This window comes from Pseudomonas sp. URIL14HWK12:I6 (genome assembly GCF_000514195.1).
Lineage (GTDB): Bacteria > Pseudomonadota > Gammaproteobacteria > Pseudomonadales > Pseudomonadaceae > Aquipseudomonas > Aquipseudomonas putida_A.
Genome location: NZ_AZVL01000002.1, coordinates 414,126 through 428,035 on the forward strand (window position 1 = coordinate 414,126; position 13,910 = coordinate 428,035).

The 13,910-nt window shown below is 59.1% G+C and carries 10 protein-coding genes and 1 pseudogene; 9 read left to right on the plus strand and 2 right to left on the minus strand.

The annotated features are described in order from the left end of the window. Positions 1-20: 20 nt before the first annotated feature. Together H043_RS0105555 and map are read right to left on the minus strand one after the other, a co-directional pair. Positions 21-2,723: a [protein-PII] uridylyltransferase gene (locus H043_RS0105555; protein ID WP_027611026.1), complete on the minus strand. Its 2,703-nt coding sequence runs from the start codon at positions 2,721-2,723 to the stop codon at positions 21-23. A gap of 41 nt (positions 2,724-2,764) precedes the next feature. After that, positions 2,765-3,601, minus strand: a pseudogene (map, locus tag H043_RS0105560) (type I methionyl aminopeptidase); the annotation flags it as partial. A gap of 320 nt (positions 3,602-3,921) precedes the next feature. On the opposite strand from map, the gene rpsB reads away from it, so the two are divergent. From rpsB to bamA, 9 genes are all read left to right on the plus strand, one after another. Then, entirely contained in the window at positions 3,922-4,659 is a 738-nt protein-coding gene (rpsB, locus tag H043_RS0105565; protein ID WP_003222119.1) for a 30S ribosomal protein S2, read from the plus strand. Between the two features lie 203 nt (positions 4,660-4,862). Continuing rightward, a complete protein-coding gene (tsf, locus tag H043_RS0105570; protein ID WP_027611027.1) occupies positions 4,863-5,726 on the plus strand; it encodes a translation elongation factor Ts in 864 nt (287 codons plus the stop codon). Positions 5,727-5,938: 212 nt separating this feature from the next. Further along, positions 5,939-6,682: a UMP kinase gene (pyrH, locus tag H043_RS0105575; protein ID WP_003222124.1), complete on the plus strand. Its 744-nt coding sequence runs from the start codon at positions 5,939-5,941 to the stop codon at positions 6,680-6,682. Further along, a complete protein-coding gene (gene frr / locus H043_RS0105580; protein ID WP_027611028.1) occupies positions 6,679-7,236 on the plus strand; it encodes a ribosome recycling factor in 558 nt (185 codons plus the stop codon). Before pyrH ends, frr begins: the two co-directional genes overlap by 4 nt. A 14-nt stretch (positions 7,237-7,250) precedes the next feature. Then, positions 7,251-8,006: a polyprenyl diphosphate synthase gene (uppS, locus tag H043_RS0105585; protein WP_003222128.1), complete on the plus strand. Its 756-nt coding sequence runs from the start codon at positions 7,251-7,253 to the stop codon at positions 8,004-8,006. Continuing rightward, entirely contained in the window at positions 8,006-8,812 is an 807-nt protein-coding gene (locus H043_RS0105590; RefSeq protein ID WP_027611029.1) for a phosphatidate cytidylyltransferase, read from the plus strand. The genes uppS and H043_RS0105590 overlap by 1 nt, the downstream gene beginning before the upstream one ends. Then, positions 8,809-9,999: a 1-deoxy-D-xylulose-5-phosphate reductoisomerase gene (ispC, locus tag H043_RS0105595; RefSeq protein ID WP_027611030.1), complete on the plus strand. Its 1,191-nt coding sequence runs from the start codon at positions 8,809-8,811 to the stop codon at positions 9,997-9,999. The genes H043_RS0105590 and ispC overlap by 4 nt, the downstream gene beginning before the upstream one ends. A 54-nt stretch (positions 10,000-10,053) precedes the next feature. After that, complete coding sequence (rseP, locus tag H043_RS0105600; protein ID WP_027611031.1) at positions 10,054-11,406, plus strand: sigma E protease regulator RseP; 1,353 nt, start codon at positions 10,054-10,056, stop codon at positions 11,404-11,406. Positions 11,407-11,480: 74 nt separating this feature from the next. Continuing rightward, a complete protein-coding gene (gene bamA, locus H043_RS0105605; RefSeq protein WP_027611032.1) occupies positions 11,481-13,868 on the plus strand; it encodes an outer membrane protein assembly factor BamA in 2,388 nt (795 codons plus the stop codon). Positions 13,869-13,910 lie beyond the last annotated feature (42 nt).

The following is a 13,910-nucleotide window of genomic DNA, read 5'->3' on the forward strand; positions in this document are numbered from 1 at the left end:
ACAGGGGGGGAATTGCTGGATCAAATACTGATGCGCGAAAGCTTGATATCCGGTTCCTGATTGACGCTCAGTTGCTCGACGATTGCGTCCTGCAGGCGACTGCACAGCAGCGGGTCGGAGAGCGGCTGGTTGTGGGCGTCGGTGATGAAGAACACGTCTTCTACGCGTTCGCCCAGGGTCGCAATCTTGGCGTTCTGCAGCGACAGGTCGAACTCGAGGAAGATCCCGCCGATCCGTGCCAGCAGGCCCGGGCGATCCGGTGCCGTCAGTTCCAGCACTGTCACCGGACGCTGGGCGTCGTTATGGATCGTCACCTGCGGCGCGAAGGCGAAGTGCTTGAGCTGGCGCGGCACCCTGCGCTGGATGATCGTCGGGTAATCGTCAGGATTGCGCAGCGCTTCGGTCAGACCGTCGCGAATCTGTTTGACCCGCGCCGGGTTGTCGCCGATCGAGTCGCCGTCGGTGTCGAGCACGATGTAGGTGTCGAGGGTGAACTGGCTGCTCGAAGTGATGACCCGGGCGTCGTGAATGTTCAGGTTGAGCTGGTCCATCGCGGCCACGGTCACGGCGAAGAAGTCGTGCTGGTCGGGGGCGTAGATGAAGATCTGCGTGCCGCCCTCGAACTCGCGCTGGGTGGTTTCCTTGATCAGCACCAGCGGACCGCCATCAGCCGGCTGCTGCAGGATCGCGTCACTGTGCCAAGCCACGTCGCCGGCGGTGTGACGCAGGAAATAGTCATCGCCCAACTGCGCCCACAACTGTTCGACGTCGTCCGGATCGGTGCCGCCGCGCACCAGGATGTCCAGCGCCGCACTCTGGGTCTGGCGGATCTGCTCTTCGCGATCCACCGGATTTTCCAGGCCACGGCGCAGAGCGCGTTTGGTCTCGGTGTAGAGCTGGCGCAGCAGGCTGGCGCGCCACGAATTCCACAGGGTCGGGTTGGTGGCGTTGATGTCGGCCACGGTCAGCACATACAGGTAATCCAGACGGGTTTCGTCGCCGACGATCTGGGCGAAATCGTGGATCACCTGCGGATCGGACAGATCCTTGCGCTGTGCAGTGGTCGACATCACCAGGTGGTTCTGCACCAGCCAGACGATCAGGCGGCTGTCCCACAGGGGCAACTGATGGCGCTGGCAGAACGCTTCGGCATCGACTGCGCCGATGTCGGAGTGGTCGCCATGCCGGCCCTTGCCGATGTCGTGATACAGGCCGGCCATGTAGATCAGTTCGGGCTTGGGCAGTTTGGCCATTAGCTTGGCGGCCAACGGGAATTTTTCCGACACCTGGGTGTACTGCAACTTACGCAGGTGCTTAATCAGGTTCAGCGTGTGCGCATCGACCGTATAGATGTGGAACAGGTCGTGCTGCATTTGGCCGACGATGAAGCCGAACTCCGGCAGATAGCGCCCGAGGATGCCGTAGCGGTTCATCCGGCGCAGGTTGCGGTGCACGCCGATCTTGCACTTGAACAGCTCGATGAACAGGCTGGTGTTGCGGATATCGTTGCGGAAGTTGTCGTCGATCAGGTGCCGGTTCTCGCGCAGCAGACGAATGGTGTCAGCGCGCACGCCTTTGATTTCCGGTTGCTGGGCCATCAGCACGAAGATCTCGAGCATGGCGAACGGCGTGCGGCGGAACACGTTGTCGTTGCGTGCTTCGATGTAGCCGTCGTGCAACTGGAAGCGCGAGTTGATCGGCTGCGGCGGTGCTTCGTCTTCCGGGGCGAGGATGACTTCCTCGAAATGCTGGATGATCAGGTCGCTGAGTTGGGCGATGCTCATGACCACGCGGAAGTACTGCTGCATGAAGTTTTCGACGGCCTGTTTGGCGTCGTCGCCTTCAAAACCGAGCAGGCCGGCGATGGTCCGTTGATGATCGAACAAGAGGCGGTCTTCCGAGCGCCCGGCGAGCATGTGCAGGGCGTAACGCACTTTCCAGAGGAATTCCTGGGACGACGCCAATAGGGCGTTTTCGCTCTCGACCAGGAAACCTTCACCGGCGAGGGCGCGCAGGTTCAGGGTGCCGTACTGACGCCGGGCCACCCACAGAATGGTCTGGATATCCCGCAGGCCGCCGGGCGAGCCTTTGACGTTGGGTTCCAGGTTGTATTCGGTGTCGTTGTACTTGTGGTGACGGGCCTTTTGCTCGGCGCGTTTGGCCAGGAAAAACTCCTTGGCCGGCCACATGTGCGCGGTGCTGGTGACATCGAGCATGCGCTGGCGCAGGCGCTCGGGGCCGCAGATGGTGCGGCTTTCCATCAGGTTGGTGACCACGGTCAGGTCGGCGCGCGCCTCCTCGGCGCATTCGTCGACAGAGCGTACGCTCTGACCGACTTCCAGACCGATATCCCACAGCAGCGTCAGAAAACGCTCGATGGAATCGCGGAAGACTTCGTGATCGGCGCTGTCCAGCAGGATCAGCAGGTCGATGTCGGAATAGGGGTGCAACTCACCACGGCCGTAGCCGCCGACCGCGACCAGCGCGATATCGGCGTCTTCGCTCCAGTTGAACTGCTCCCAGGCTTTTTGCAGGATGTTGTCGACGAACCACGCACGGTCTTCGATCAGCCGGCGGATGTCGCGGCCGCTGCGAAAACGCGTGTCGAGGACCTCGCGCGCCTGGCGGGTCGCCTTCTTGAACGCCGCGATGGGACTCGCTTTCAGGGCCAGTTCAGCCTGGAACTGGCCGCGGTCGAAGAGTTCGGGATCCACCTGCGGCATCGATTGGCTTTCCTTCTATAGGGCTGGGAGCGTTCTTGGGATCAGGCCGAGACGCGCGGGATAGTGTCGTCGGCGCGCAGGGTGAAAATCTCGTAGCCGGTGTCGGTCACCAGCAGGGTGTGTTCCCACTGCGCCGAGAGCTTGCGGTCCTTGGTGATCGCGGTCCAGCCGTCGCCCAGTACCTTGGTGTCGGCCTTGCCCTGGTTGATCATCGGTTCGATGGTGAAGGTCATACCGGCCTTCAGTTCCATGCCGGTGCCGGCGCGACCGTAATGCAGGATCTGCGGCTCTTCGTGGAACACCTTGCCGATGCCGTGGCCGCAGAACTCGCGAACCACCGAGAAACCGTTCTTTTCCGCGTGCTTCTGGATGATTTCACCGATGTCGCCGAGGCGGCAGCCAGGTTTGACGATTTCGATCGCCTTGTACATGCATTCCTGAGTGACCTGCGACAGGCGTTCGGCCCAGACCGGCACTTCGCCAACGTGGAACATGCGGCTGGTGTCGCCGTGGTAGCCGTCCTTGATCACGGTGACGTCGATGTTCAGCGTGTCGCCATTCTTCAGCGGCTTGTCATTCGGGATGCCGTGGCAGACCACGTGGTTGATCGAGGTGCAGATCGACTTCGGGTAGCCCTTGTAGTTGAGCGGAGCAGGGATGGCCTGCTGCACGTTGACGATGTAGTCGTGGCAGATCTGGTTCAGTTGATCGGTGGTCACGCCCGGTTTGACGTGTTCGGCAATCATTTCCAGCACATCGGCGGCCAGTTTGCCGGCGACACGCATGCCAGCGATGTCCTCGGGGGTTTTGAGGTTGACGGTCATACAGGCTCTCTCTGCGCTCGGCGGCGCTTGCTGATACGGACGAGGGTGGCAGGTGTGCGATTTGCGACCCTGAAAAACCCGATTCTAACAGACGAAAGGCGCAAATCCGCGCCTGCATGCATCGTCTCTCTCTATACAATGGTGGGCCTTGAGGCGATTCCAAGGGGGCTGCGCCCATGTCCCTGGTGCGATTACAGATTCCGGGTTCCGTTTCTGCGCACCCTGTGGTATAAAATGCGCCGCTTTCCGGGGATACCCCGAAAAGCTTAAATCCACACACGTGTCGACACGATGACCTGGGTGCTTTTGGCTTTATGCCACTGGTTGGTCATTGGGATACGTGGAGGCCAAACCCGACTTATTAAGGAACTATCATGTCCCAAGTCAACATGCGCGATATGCTGAAGGCCGGTGTGCACTTCGGTCACCAAACCCGTTACTGGAATCCGAAAATGGGTAAGTACATTTTCGGCGCGCGTAACAAGATTCACATCATCAACCTTGAAAAAACCCTGCCAATGTTCAACGAAGCTCTGACTTTCGTAGAGCGTCTGGCCCAGGGCAAAAACAAGATTCTGTTCGTCGGCACCAAGCGTTCCGCTGGCAAGATCGTTGCTGAAGAAGCAGCACGTTGCGGTTCGCCGTACGTCGATCACCGCTGGTTGGGCGGCATGCTGACCAACTTCAAAACCATTCGTGCTTCCATCAAGCGTCTGCGTGACCTTGAAGTTCAAGCCGAAGACGGTACTTTCGCCAAGCTGACCAAGAAAGAAGCGCTGATGCGCTCCCGTGACCTGGAAAAGCTGGATCGTTCGCTGGGCGGCATCAAGGACATGGGCGGTCTGCCAGACGCACTGTTCGTGATCGACGTTGACCACGAGCGCATCGCGATCACCGAAGCCAACAAGCTGGGCATCCCGGTCATCGGCGTTGTCGATACCAACAGCAGCCCGGAAGGCGTTGACTACATCATCCCAGGCAACGATGACGCAATCCGCGCTATCCAGCTGTACATGGGTTCGATGGCTGACGCAGTGATCCGTGGTCGCAACAATGTTGCTGGCGGCACTGTTGAATTCGCAGCTGAAGAAACTCAGGCTGCAGCTGAGTAATCGACGCCCTGGCGTTGACTCAGTAAGCAAAAAGGGGGCTTGGCCCCCTTTTTGCCACCTCGAAAACCGTTTGTTGGCGCCCACTTGTGGCAGCGCACCTCCTGCATTTGTAACGTGCAGCAGCTACAAGGTGTTTCGGGAAGAATTGAACGCCCGTTCGATCGGGTGGAATGGTTGAAAACCTATCCAAGAGGAATTTGAAAATGGCAGCAATTACTGCAGCGTTGGTTAAAGAACTGCGCGAGCGTACCGGCGAAGGCATGATGGACTGCAAGAAAGCCCTGGAAAAGGCTGACGGCGACATCGAAAAAGCCATTGATGACATGCGTGCTTCGGGCGCGATCAAGGCTGCGAAAAAGGCTGGCAACGTTGCCGCTGAAGGCGCAATCGCAATCAAGGACGACGGTAAAGCTGCCGTTATCCTGGAAGTGAACTCGCAGACCGACTTCCTGGCTCTGCAAGACGACTTCAAAAACTTCGTCGCTGCCAGCGTTGAAAAAGCTTTCGCTGACAAGCTGACCGACGCTGCTCCGCTGATCGCTTCGCAAGAAGCTGCTCGCGAAGCACTGGTTGCCAAAGTAGGCGAGAACGTCAACATCCGTCGTCTGGCCCGTATCGAAGGTGACGTTGTCGGTTCTTACCTGCACGGCAACAAGATCGGCGTGGTTGTGGCTCTGAAAGGCGGTGACGTCGAGCTGGCCAAAGACATCGCGATGCACGTAGCTGCCAGCAACCCTGAGTTCCTGCTGCCTTCGCAAGTTTCGGCTGAAGCGATCGAGCGTGAAAAAGCTGTGTTCCTGCAGCTGAACGAAGAGAAGATCAAAGGCAAGCCAGAAAACATTGTTGAGAACATGGTCAAAGGCCGTATCAGCAAGTTCCTGGCAGAAGCAAGCCTGGTTGAGCAGGCGTTCGTCAAGAACCCTGAAATCAAGGTTGGCGAGCTGGCCAAGAAAGGCGGCGCAGAAATCGTTTCCTTCACCTACTTCAAAGTAGGCGAAGGCATCGAGAAGCCGGTCGACAACTTCGCTGAAGAAGTTGCTGCCCAGCTGGCTGCCGCCAAGCAATAAGACGGTTTTTCAACTGTCGCCCGAAAGAGGCTGCCCGCTCACGCGCGCAGCCTCTTTTCAGATGGGGTTACCATTTTTTAATTGGTTTCCACTGGGAACTGACTTACAAAGCCAGGTTCCGATGGCGCTGAAGCAGCGCCAAGCTAGAGTGAACGGCAGCTGTAAAACAGCTTGCACAGAATTTTTTAAATACGCCGCAGGAGAGATTCGCAATGGCTCAGCAGGGCAGTGGTTATCAGGCTCGCTATAAACGCATTCTACTCAAGCTTAGCGGCGAGGCCCTGATGGGCTCGGAAGAGTTCGGGATCGATCCAAAAGTGCTGGATCGGATGGCGCTGGAAGTCGGCCAACTGGTCGGCATCGGCGTACAGGTCGGTCTGGTGATCGGCGGTGGCAACCTGTTCCGTGGCGAGGCCTTGAGCAAGGCTGGCATGGATCGGGTGACAGGCGACCACATGGGCATGCTGGCCACTGTGATGAACGCCCTGGCCATGCGCGATGCGCTGGAACGTGCCAATATCTCGGCCATCGTGATGTCGGCCATTTCCATGGTTGGCGTGACCGATCACTATGATCGCCGCAAAGCCATGCGCCACCTGAACTCCAAGGACGTGGTGATCTTCGCCGCCGGTACCGGTAATCCGTTCTTTACCACGGATTCGGCAGCCTGCCTGCGTGCCATCGAAATCGATGCCGACGTCGTGCTGAAAGCGACCAAGGTTGATGGCGTTTACACCGCAGACCCGTTCAAAGACCCGCATGCCGAGAAGTTCGATCATCTGACTTATGATGAAGTGCTGGATCGCAAGCTGGGTGTAATGGATCTGACTGCTATCTGCCTGTGCCGCGATCACAAGATGCCGCTGCGCGTATTCAACATGAACAAGCCCGGCGCCCTGCTGAACATTGTGCACGGCGGCGCTGAAGGGACTTTGATCGAGGAAGGCCAACAATGATCAACGAAATCAAGAAAGACGCCCAAGCGCGTATGCAGAAATCCCTGGAATCTCTGAACCACGCGTTCGGCCAGATTCGTACCGGCAAGGCTCACCCGAGCATCCTCGGCAGCGTCATGGTGCCTTATTACGGCACTGACACCCCGCTGAGCAGCGTGGCCAACGTCACCGTGAAAGATTCGCGTACCCTGCAAGTCGTGGCCTTCGAGCGCAACATGCTCGCTGCCGTCGACAAGGCGATCCAGAGCGCCGGTCTGAACCTCAATCCGACCAACCTGGGTGAGTTGCTTTTGATCCCGATGCCTGCCCTCACCGAGGAGACGCGCAAGGGCTTCACCAAGCAGGCTCGTAGCGCAGCGGAAGACGCGCGCGTTGCCGTGCGCAACATTCGTCGTGACGCATTGGGTGAGCTTAAAAAGCTGGTCAAGGACAAGGAAATCAGTGAAGACGAAGAGCGTCGTGCCACCGCTGATATCGACAAGCTGACCAAAGACTTCGAGGCCCAGATCACCAAGGCCACGGACGAGAAAGAAAAAGACCTGATGGCCGTATAAGGGTCGAGCTTTTAATGGACAAGACCAAGCAGTCTGCGCCGTCCGCGGTGCCGCGCCATGTCGCGATCATCATGGATGGCAATAATCGCTGGGCGAAAAAACGCTTTATGCCAGGTGTCGCCGGGCATAAGGCCGGCGTGGATGCTGTGCGGGCAGTGATCGAGGTGTGCGCCGAGGCCAAGGTCGAAGTGCTCACCCTGTTCGCCTTTTCCAGTGAAAACTGGCAGCGCCCGGCCGATGAAGTCAGTGCCTTGATGGATTTGTTCTTCAAGGCGCTGCGTCGTGAGGCCAAGCGCCTCAACGACAACAACATCAGCTTGCGCATTATCGGCGATCGCTCGCGCTTTCATCCTGAGCTTCAGGCGGCGATGCGCGAGGCCGAGGCCATGACGGCCGGTGCCAACCGCTTCATCTTGCAGATCGCCGCCAACTACGGCGGTCAGTGGGATATTGCCCAGGCTGCGCAGCGTCTGGCGCGTGAAGTCCAGGCCGGGCATCTGCGTCCGGAGGACATCACCCCGGATCTGCTGCAAACCTGTCTGGCCACCGGTGATCTGCCGCTGCCGGACCTGTGCATCCGCACCGGTGGCGAGCACCGCATCAGCAACTTCCTGCTGTGGCAACTGGCGTATGCCGAGTTGTACTTCTCCGACCTGTTCTGGCCGGACTTCAAACACGAAGCCATGCGCACTGCGCTGGCCGATTTCGCTTCACGCCAGCGTCGCTTCGGTAAAACGAGCGAACAGGTTGAAGCTGGAGCCCGGGTTTAATGCTTAAACAACGAATCATCACTGCGCTGATCCTGCTGCCGATCGCCCTGTGCGGGTTTTTCCTGCTCGAAGGCTCCGGTTTCGCGCTGTTCATCGGTCTGGTCGTAAGTCTGGGCGCCTGGGAATGGGCGCGCCTGGCTGGCTTTACCGCACAGTCGTTCCGTGTCGGCTATGCCGCTGTCGTCGCGCTGATGCTGTTCGTCATGTACGTCCTGCCGGGCCTCGCCCCTTGGGTGTTGGGCGCTTCGGTGTTGTGGTGGGCGGTAGCGACGTACCTGGTGCTGACGTACCCGCGCTCGAGCGAGCACTGGTCTACGGCGGCCACCAAACTGGTGATCGGCTTGCTGATCCTGTTGCCGGCCTGGCAAGGGCTGGTGCAGATCAAACAGTACCCGCTGGGTAACTGGCTGATCATGGCGGTGATGGTGCTGGTCTGGGGTGCCGACATCGGTGCCTATTTCTCCGGCCGTGCTTTCGGCAAGCGCAAGCTGGCGCCGCAAGTCAGCCCGGGTAAGAGCTGGGAAGGCGTTTATGGTGGACTGGCGCTGAGTCTGGTGATCACCGCGATCGTCGGCCTGGTGCGAGACTGGACCGTGGCCGAACTGCTCAAGGGCCTGATCGGCGCTGCATTGATCGTATTCATTTCGGTGGTGGGCGACCTCACCGAAAGCATGTTTAAGCGTCAGTCCGGCATCAAGGACAGCAGCAACCTGCTGCCCGGTCATGGCGGTGTGCTTGATCGCATCGACAGCCTGACCGCTGCGATCCCGATTTTTGCCGTACTGCTGTGGATGGCTGCACCGTGAGCCGCCCGCAACAGATCACTGTTCTGGGGGCGACCGGTTCGATTGGCCTGAGCACCCTGGACGTCATCGCTCGGCATCCCGAGCGTTATCAGGTTTTCGCCCTGAGCGGTTTCACGCGCCTGAGCGAGTTGCTGGCCCTGTGCGTTCGCCATGTGCCGCAGTTTGCGGTGGTGCCTGAAGTGGCTGCGGCGCGTGGCTTGCAGGACGACTTGCGAGCTGCCGGTCTGTCCACTCGTGTATTGGTCGGCGAGGAGGGCCTGTGCCAGGTTGCCTCCGCCCCTGAAGTCGATGCTGTGATGGCGGCCATTGTCGGCGCCGCGGGCCTGCGCCCGACGCTGGCGGCGGTGCAGGCCGGGAAGAAAATTCTCCTGGCCAACAAAGAGGCGCTGGTGATGTCTGGCGCGCTGTTCATGCAGGCCGTGCACAAGAGCGGTTCGGTGTTGCTGCCGATCGACAGCGAACACAACGCGATCTTCCAGTGCATGCCGCAGGATTTTGCCCGTGGACTGGGTGCGGTCGGCGTGCGGCGGATTCTGCTGACGGCTTCGGGCGGTCCTTTCCGGCAGACGCCGATGAGCGAGCTGGCGCATGTTTCGCCTGATCAGGCGTGTGCGCACCCGAACTGGTCGATGGGTCGCAAGATTTCGGTGGACTCGGCCAGCATGATGAACAAGGGCCTGGAGCTGATCGAGGCCTGCTGGCTGTTCGATGCCAAGCCGTCGCAGGTCGAGGTGGTGATCCATCCGCAGAGTGTGATTCACTCGCTGGTCGACTATGTGGATGGCTCGGTATTGGCGCAGTTGGGCAACCCTGACATGCGCACGCCGATTGCCAACGCATTGGCCTGGCCTGAGCGGATCGACTCGGGTGTGGCGCCGCTGGATCTGTTTGCCGTTGCGCGCCTGGATTTCGAGGCGCCGGACGAACAGCGCTTCCCTTGTCTGCGCCTGGCGCGGCAGGCGGCGGAGGCTGGCAACAGTGCGCCGGCCATGCTCAATGCGGCCAACGAAGTGGCAGTCGCGGCGTTTCTCGACGGACGCGTTGGTTATCTGGAAATCGCGAGTATTATCGACGACGTGCTGAACCTCGAGCCAGTGGTTGCGCTTGAGGATCTGGATGCGGTGTTTACCGCAGACGCGAAAGCGCGGATTCTGGCCGAACAATGGCTTGATCGTCACGGCCGATAGCCGTTGCAGAACCATGGCTTCACGCGGCACTGAACAGGATTGCGGAGAAAGTAGATGAGCGCGCTCTATATGATTGCCGGCACCCTGATCGCTTTGGGTGTACTGGTCACCTTTCACGAATTCGGCCACTTCTGGGTCGCGCGTCGCTGTGGCGTCAAGGTTCTGCGTTTTTCCGTTGGCTTCGGCATGCCGTTGTTGCGCTGGCACGACAAGCAGGGCACCGAATTTGTCGTCGCCGCGATTCCGCTGGGTGGCTACGTCAAAATGCTCGATGAGCGTGAGGGCGAAGTACCGGCCGATCAGCTTCATCAATCCTTCAATCGCAAATCGGTTCGCCAGCGCATCGCCATTGTCGCGGCGGGACCGATCGCCAACTTCCTGCTGGCCCTGGTGTTTTTCTGGGTGCTGGCGATGCTCGGCAGTGAACAGATCCGTCCGGTCATCGGTGCCGTCGAGTCCGGCAGCATCGCGGCCAAGGCCGGTTTGAGTGTCGGTCAGGAAATCGTCGCCATCGATGGCGAGCCGACTTCCGGCTGGGCGGCCGTCAATTTGCAGTTGGTCCGTCGTCTTGGGGAAAGCGGTTCCCTGCAATTGCTCGTGCGCGAGCAGGGCTCTACCGCGGACACGCCCCGTGAGCTGGCGCTGGATCACTGGCTCAAGGGGGCTGATGAACCCGATCCGATTCGCTCGCTGGGTATTCGCCCATGGCGCCCGGCCTTGCCGCCGGTGCTGGCCGAGCTCGATCCAAAAGGTCCGGCGCAGGCCGCTGGTCTGAAAACCGGCGACCGCCTGTTGTCGCTCGATGGCCAGGCGCTGGGTGACTGGCAGCAAGTGGTCGATACCGTTCGTACGCGTCCTGATACCAAAATCTTGCTGCGCGTCGAGCGCGACGGTGCTCAAATCGACGTCCCGGTGACCTTGGCTGCGCGTGGCGAAAGCAAGGCGCCGAGCGGTTATCTGGGTGCTGGCGTGAAAGCAGTGGACTGGCCGCCGGAAATGATCCGCGAGGTCAGTTATGGCCCGTTGGCCGCAATTGGCGAGGGTGCCCGGCGTACCTGGACCATGAGCATCCTGACGCTGGACTCACTGAAGAAAATGCTGTTTGGCGAGCTCTCGGTAAAAAACTTGAGTGGGCCGATAACCATTGCTAAAGTGGCGGGCGCTTCTGCCCAGTCGGGCGTTGCTGATTTCCTGAATTTCCTTGCTTATCTGAGTATTAGCCTGGGGGTTCTGAATTTGCTGCCCATTCCTGTACTGGATGGGGGGCATTTGTTGTTTTATCTGATTGAGTGGGTGCGTGGTCGCCCCTTGTCGGATCGGGTGCAAGGTTGGGGGGTGCAGATCGGTATCAGTTTGGTGGTCGGAGTGATGTTGCTTGCTCTGGTCAATGATCTGGGTCGACTGTAAAGCTTCGCTGAATTGCGAATCTGCCGCATTTTGCGGCAGTTTGTTTATTGCCAGTTGGAATAAGAAAGGACTTCATGAAACGTCTGCTGCTAACTGCGGTTCTCACCGTATTGATGATCGCCGAAGTTCACGCCGAGTCCTTCACTATCTCTGATATTCGCGTCAATGGCCTCCAGCGGGTCTCCGCGGGTAGCGTCTTTGGTGCCTTGCCGTTGAACGTCGGCGAGCAGGCGGATGATCGTCGCCTGGTGGAATCCACTCGTGCGTTGTTCAAAACCGGTTTCTTTCAAGATATCCAGCTGGGCCGCGAAGGCAACGTTCTGGTGATCACGGTCGTCGAACGTCCGTCGGTCGCCAGTATCGAGATCGAAGGCAACAAGGCGATCTCCACCGAAGACCTGATGAAAGGCCTCAAGCAGTCCGGTCTGTCCGAAGGTGAAATCTTCCAGCGCGCCACCCTCGAAGGTGTCCGTAACGAGCTGCAACGTCAGTACGTTGCCCAGGGCCGTTACTCGGCGACCGTCGACACCGAAGTGGTCTCGCAGCCGCGCAACCGCGTCGCGCTGAAAGTGAAGATCAACGAAGGCACCGTGGCGGCCATCCAGCACATCAACGTGGTGGGTAACACGGTCTTCCCTGATGACGATCTGATCGACCTGTTCGAGCTGAAAACCACCAACTGGCTGTCGTTCTTCAAGAACGACGACAAGTACGCCCGTGAAAAACTCTCCGGTGACCTGGAGCGCCTGCGTTCCTACTACCTGGACCGTGGCTACATCAACATGGATATCGCTTCGACCCAGGTGTCCATCACCCCGGACAAGAAGCACGTCTACATCACCGTCAACATCACCGAAGGCGAGAAGTACACCGTTCGTGACGTCAAGCTCAGCGGTGACCTGAAAGTGCCTGAAGACCAGGTCAAGTCGCTGTTGCTGGTGCAGAAAGGCCAGGTGTTCTCGCGCAAGCTGATGACCACCACCTCCGAACTGATCACCCGCCGTCTGGGTAACGAGGGTTACACCTTCGCCAACGTCAACGGCGTACCTCAGCCGCATGACGACGATCACACTGTGGACATCCTGTTCGCCGTCGATCCGGGCAAGCGTGCCTACGTCAATCGCATCAACTTCCGTGGCAACACCAAGTCCGAGGACGAAGTGCTGCGTCGTGAAATGCGTCAGATGGAAGGTGGCTGGGCTTCTACCTACCTGATCGACCAGTCCAAGACCCGTCTGGAGCGTCTGGGCTTCTTCAAGGAAGTGAACGTTGAAACGCCGGCTGTACCGGGTGTCGACGACCAGGTTGACGTGAACTACGCCGTTGAAGAACAAGCTTCCGGTTCGATCACTGCCAGTGTCGGTTTCGCGCAGAGTGCCGGTCTGATCCTCGGTGGTTCGATCACCCAGAACAACTTCCTCGGTACCGGTAACCGTGTGAGCGTGGGCCTTACTCGCAGCGAATACCAGAGTCGCTACAACTTCGGCTACGTTGACCCCTACTGGACCGCCGATGGCGTGAGCCTGGGTTACAACGCGTTCTATCGCACCACCGACTACAAAGACCTCGACGTCGACGTAGCGAGCTATGCGGTCGACAGCCTGGGTGCCGGCGTCAACGTTGGCTACCCGATCAGCGAGACTTCGCGTCTGACCTTCGGTCTGTCCGCTCAGCAGGACAAGATCAAGACCGGTCAATACACCGTTGACGAGATTTTCGACTTCGTTAACAAGGAAGGCGACAACTACCTGAACTTCAAGGCTTCGGCCGGCTGGTCCGAGTCGACCCTGAACAAGGGCGTGCTGCCGACCCGTGGCCGTTCGCAGAGCCTGACGCTGGAAACCACGATCCCGGGCAGCGACCTGTCGTTCTACAAACTCGACTACCGTGGTCAGTTGTTCCAGCCGATCACCGAAAACTACACCCTGCGTCTGCACACCGAACTGGGTTATGGCGACGGTTATGGTTCGACCGACGGCTTGCCGTTCTATGAAAACTACTATGCTGGTGGTTTCAACTCGGTACGTGGCTTCAAGGACAGTACGCTGGGTCCTCGCAGTACCCCGAGTCGCGGTTTCGACAAGACTGGTAATGTTGGCACTATCGCCGACCCGGATCAGGATCCACTGCCGTTCGGTGGCAACGTATTGATTCAGGGTGGTGTTGAAGTCCTGTTCCCGCTGCCGTTCGTGAAAGATCAACGCTCCCTGCGCACCTCGGTATTCTGGGATGTGGGTAACGTGTTCGATTCGACTTGCAAGTCGACCAGCAACGCTGACGGTACAAAAGCCAACACTCAGTGCAACGACATCAGCCTGAGCAACATGGCCAGTTCCGTCGGTGTGGGCGTGACGTGGGTAACCGCACTGGGGCCTTTGAGCTTCGCGTTGGCCATGCCGATCAAGAAACCGGATGACGCTGAAACTCAAGTGTTCCAATTCTCCCTCGGCCAGACGTTCTAAGCGTCTGACCCAAGATAACGACAATGGATTTTGTAGGAGTGC

Bases quoted from the DNA above. Each gene is read 5' to 3' on its own strand.
- H043_RS0105590 (WP_027611029.1), top strand. From the start codon at position 8,006: ATGCTTAAACAACGAATCATCACTGCGCTGATCCTGCTGCCGATCGCC.
- uppS (WP_003222128.1), top strand. From the start codon at position 7,251: ATGGACAAGACCAAGCAGTCTGCGCCGTCCGCGGTGCCGCGCCATGTC.
- frr (WP_027611028.1), top strand. From the start codon at position 6,679: ATGATCAACGAAATCAAGAAAGACGCCCAAGCGCGTATGCAGAAATCC.
- rpsB (WP_003222119.1), top strand. From the start codon at position 3,922: ATGTCCCAAGTCAACATGCGCGATATGCTGAAGGCCGGTGTGCACTTC.
- bamA (WP_027611032.1), top strand. From the start codon at position 11,481: ATGAAACGTCTGCTGCTAACTGCGGTTCTCACCGTATTGATGATCGCC.
- H043_RS0105555 (WP_027611026.1), bottom strand. From the start codon at position 2,723: ATGCCGCAGGTGGATCCCGAACTCTTCGACCGCGGCCAGTTCCAGGCT.
- rseP (WP_027611031.1), top strand. From the start codon at position 10,054: ATGAGCGCGCTCTATATGATTGCCGGCACCCTGATCGCTTTGGGTGTA.
- pyrH (WP_003222124.1), top strand. From the start codon at position 5,939: ATGGCTCAGCAGGGCAGTGGTTATCAGGCTCGCTATAAACGCATTCTA.
- tsf (WP_027611027.1), top strand. From the start codon at position 4,863: ATGGCAGCAATTACTGCAGCGTTGGTTAAAGAACTGCGCGAGCGTACC.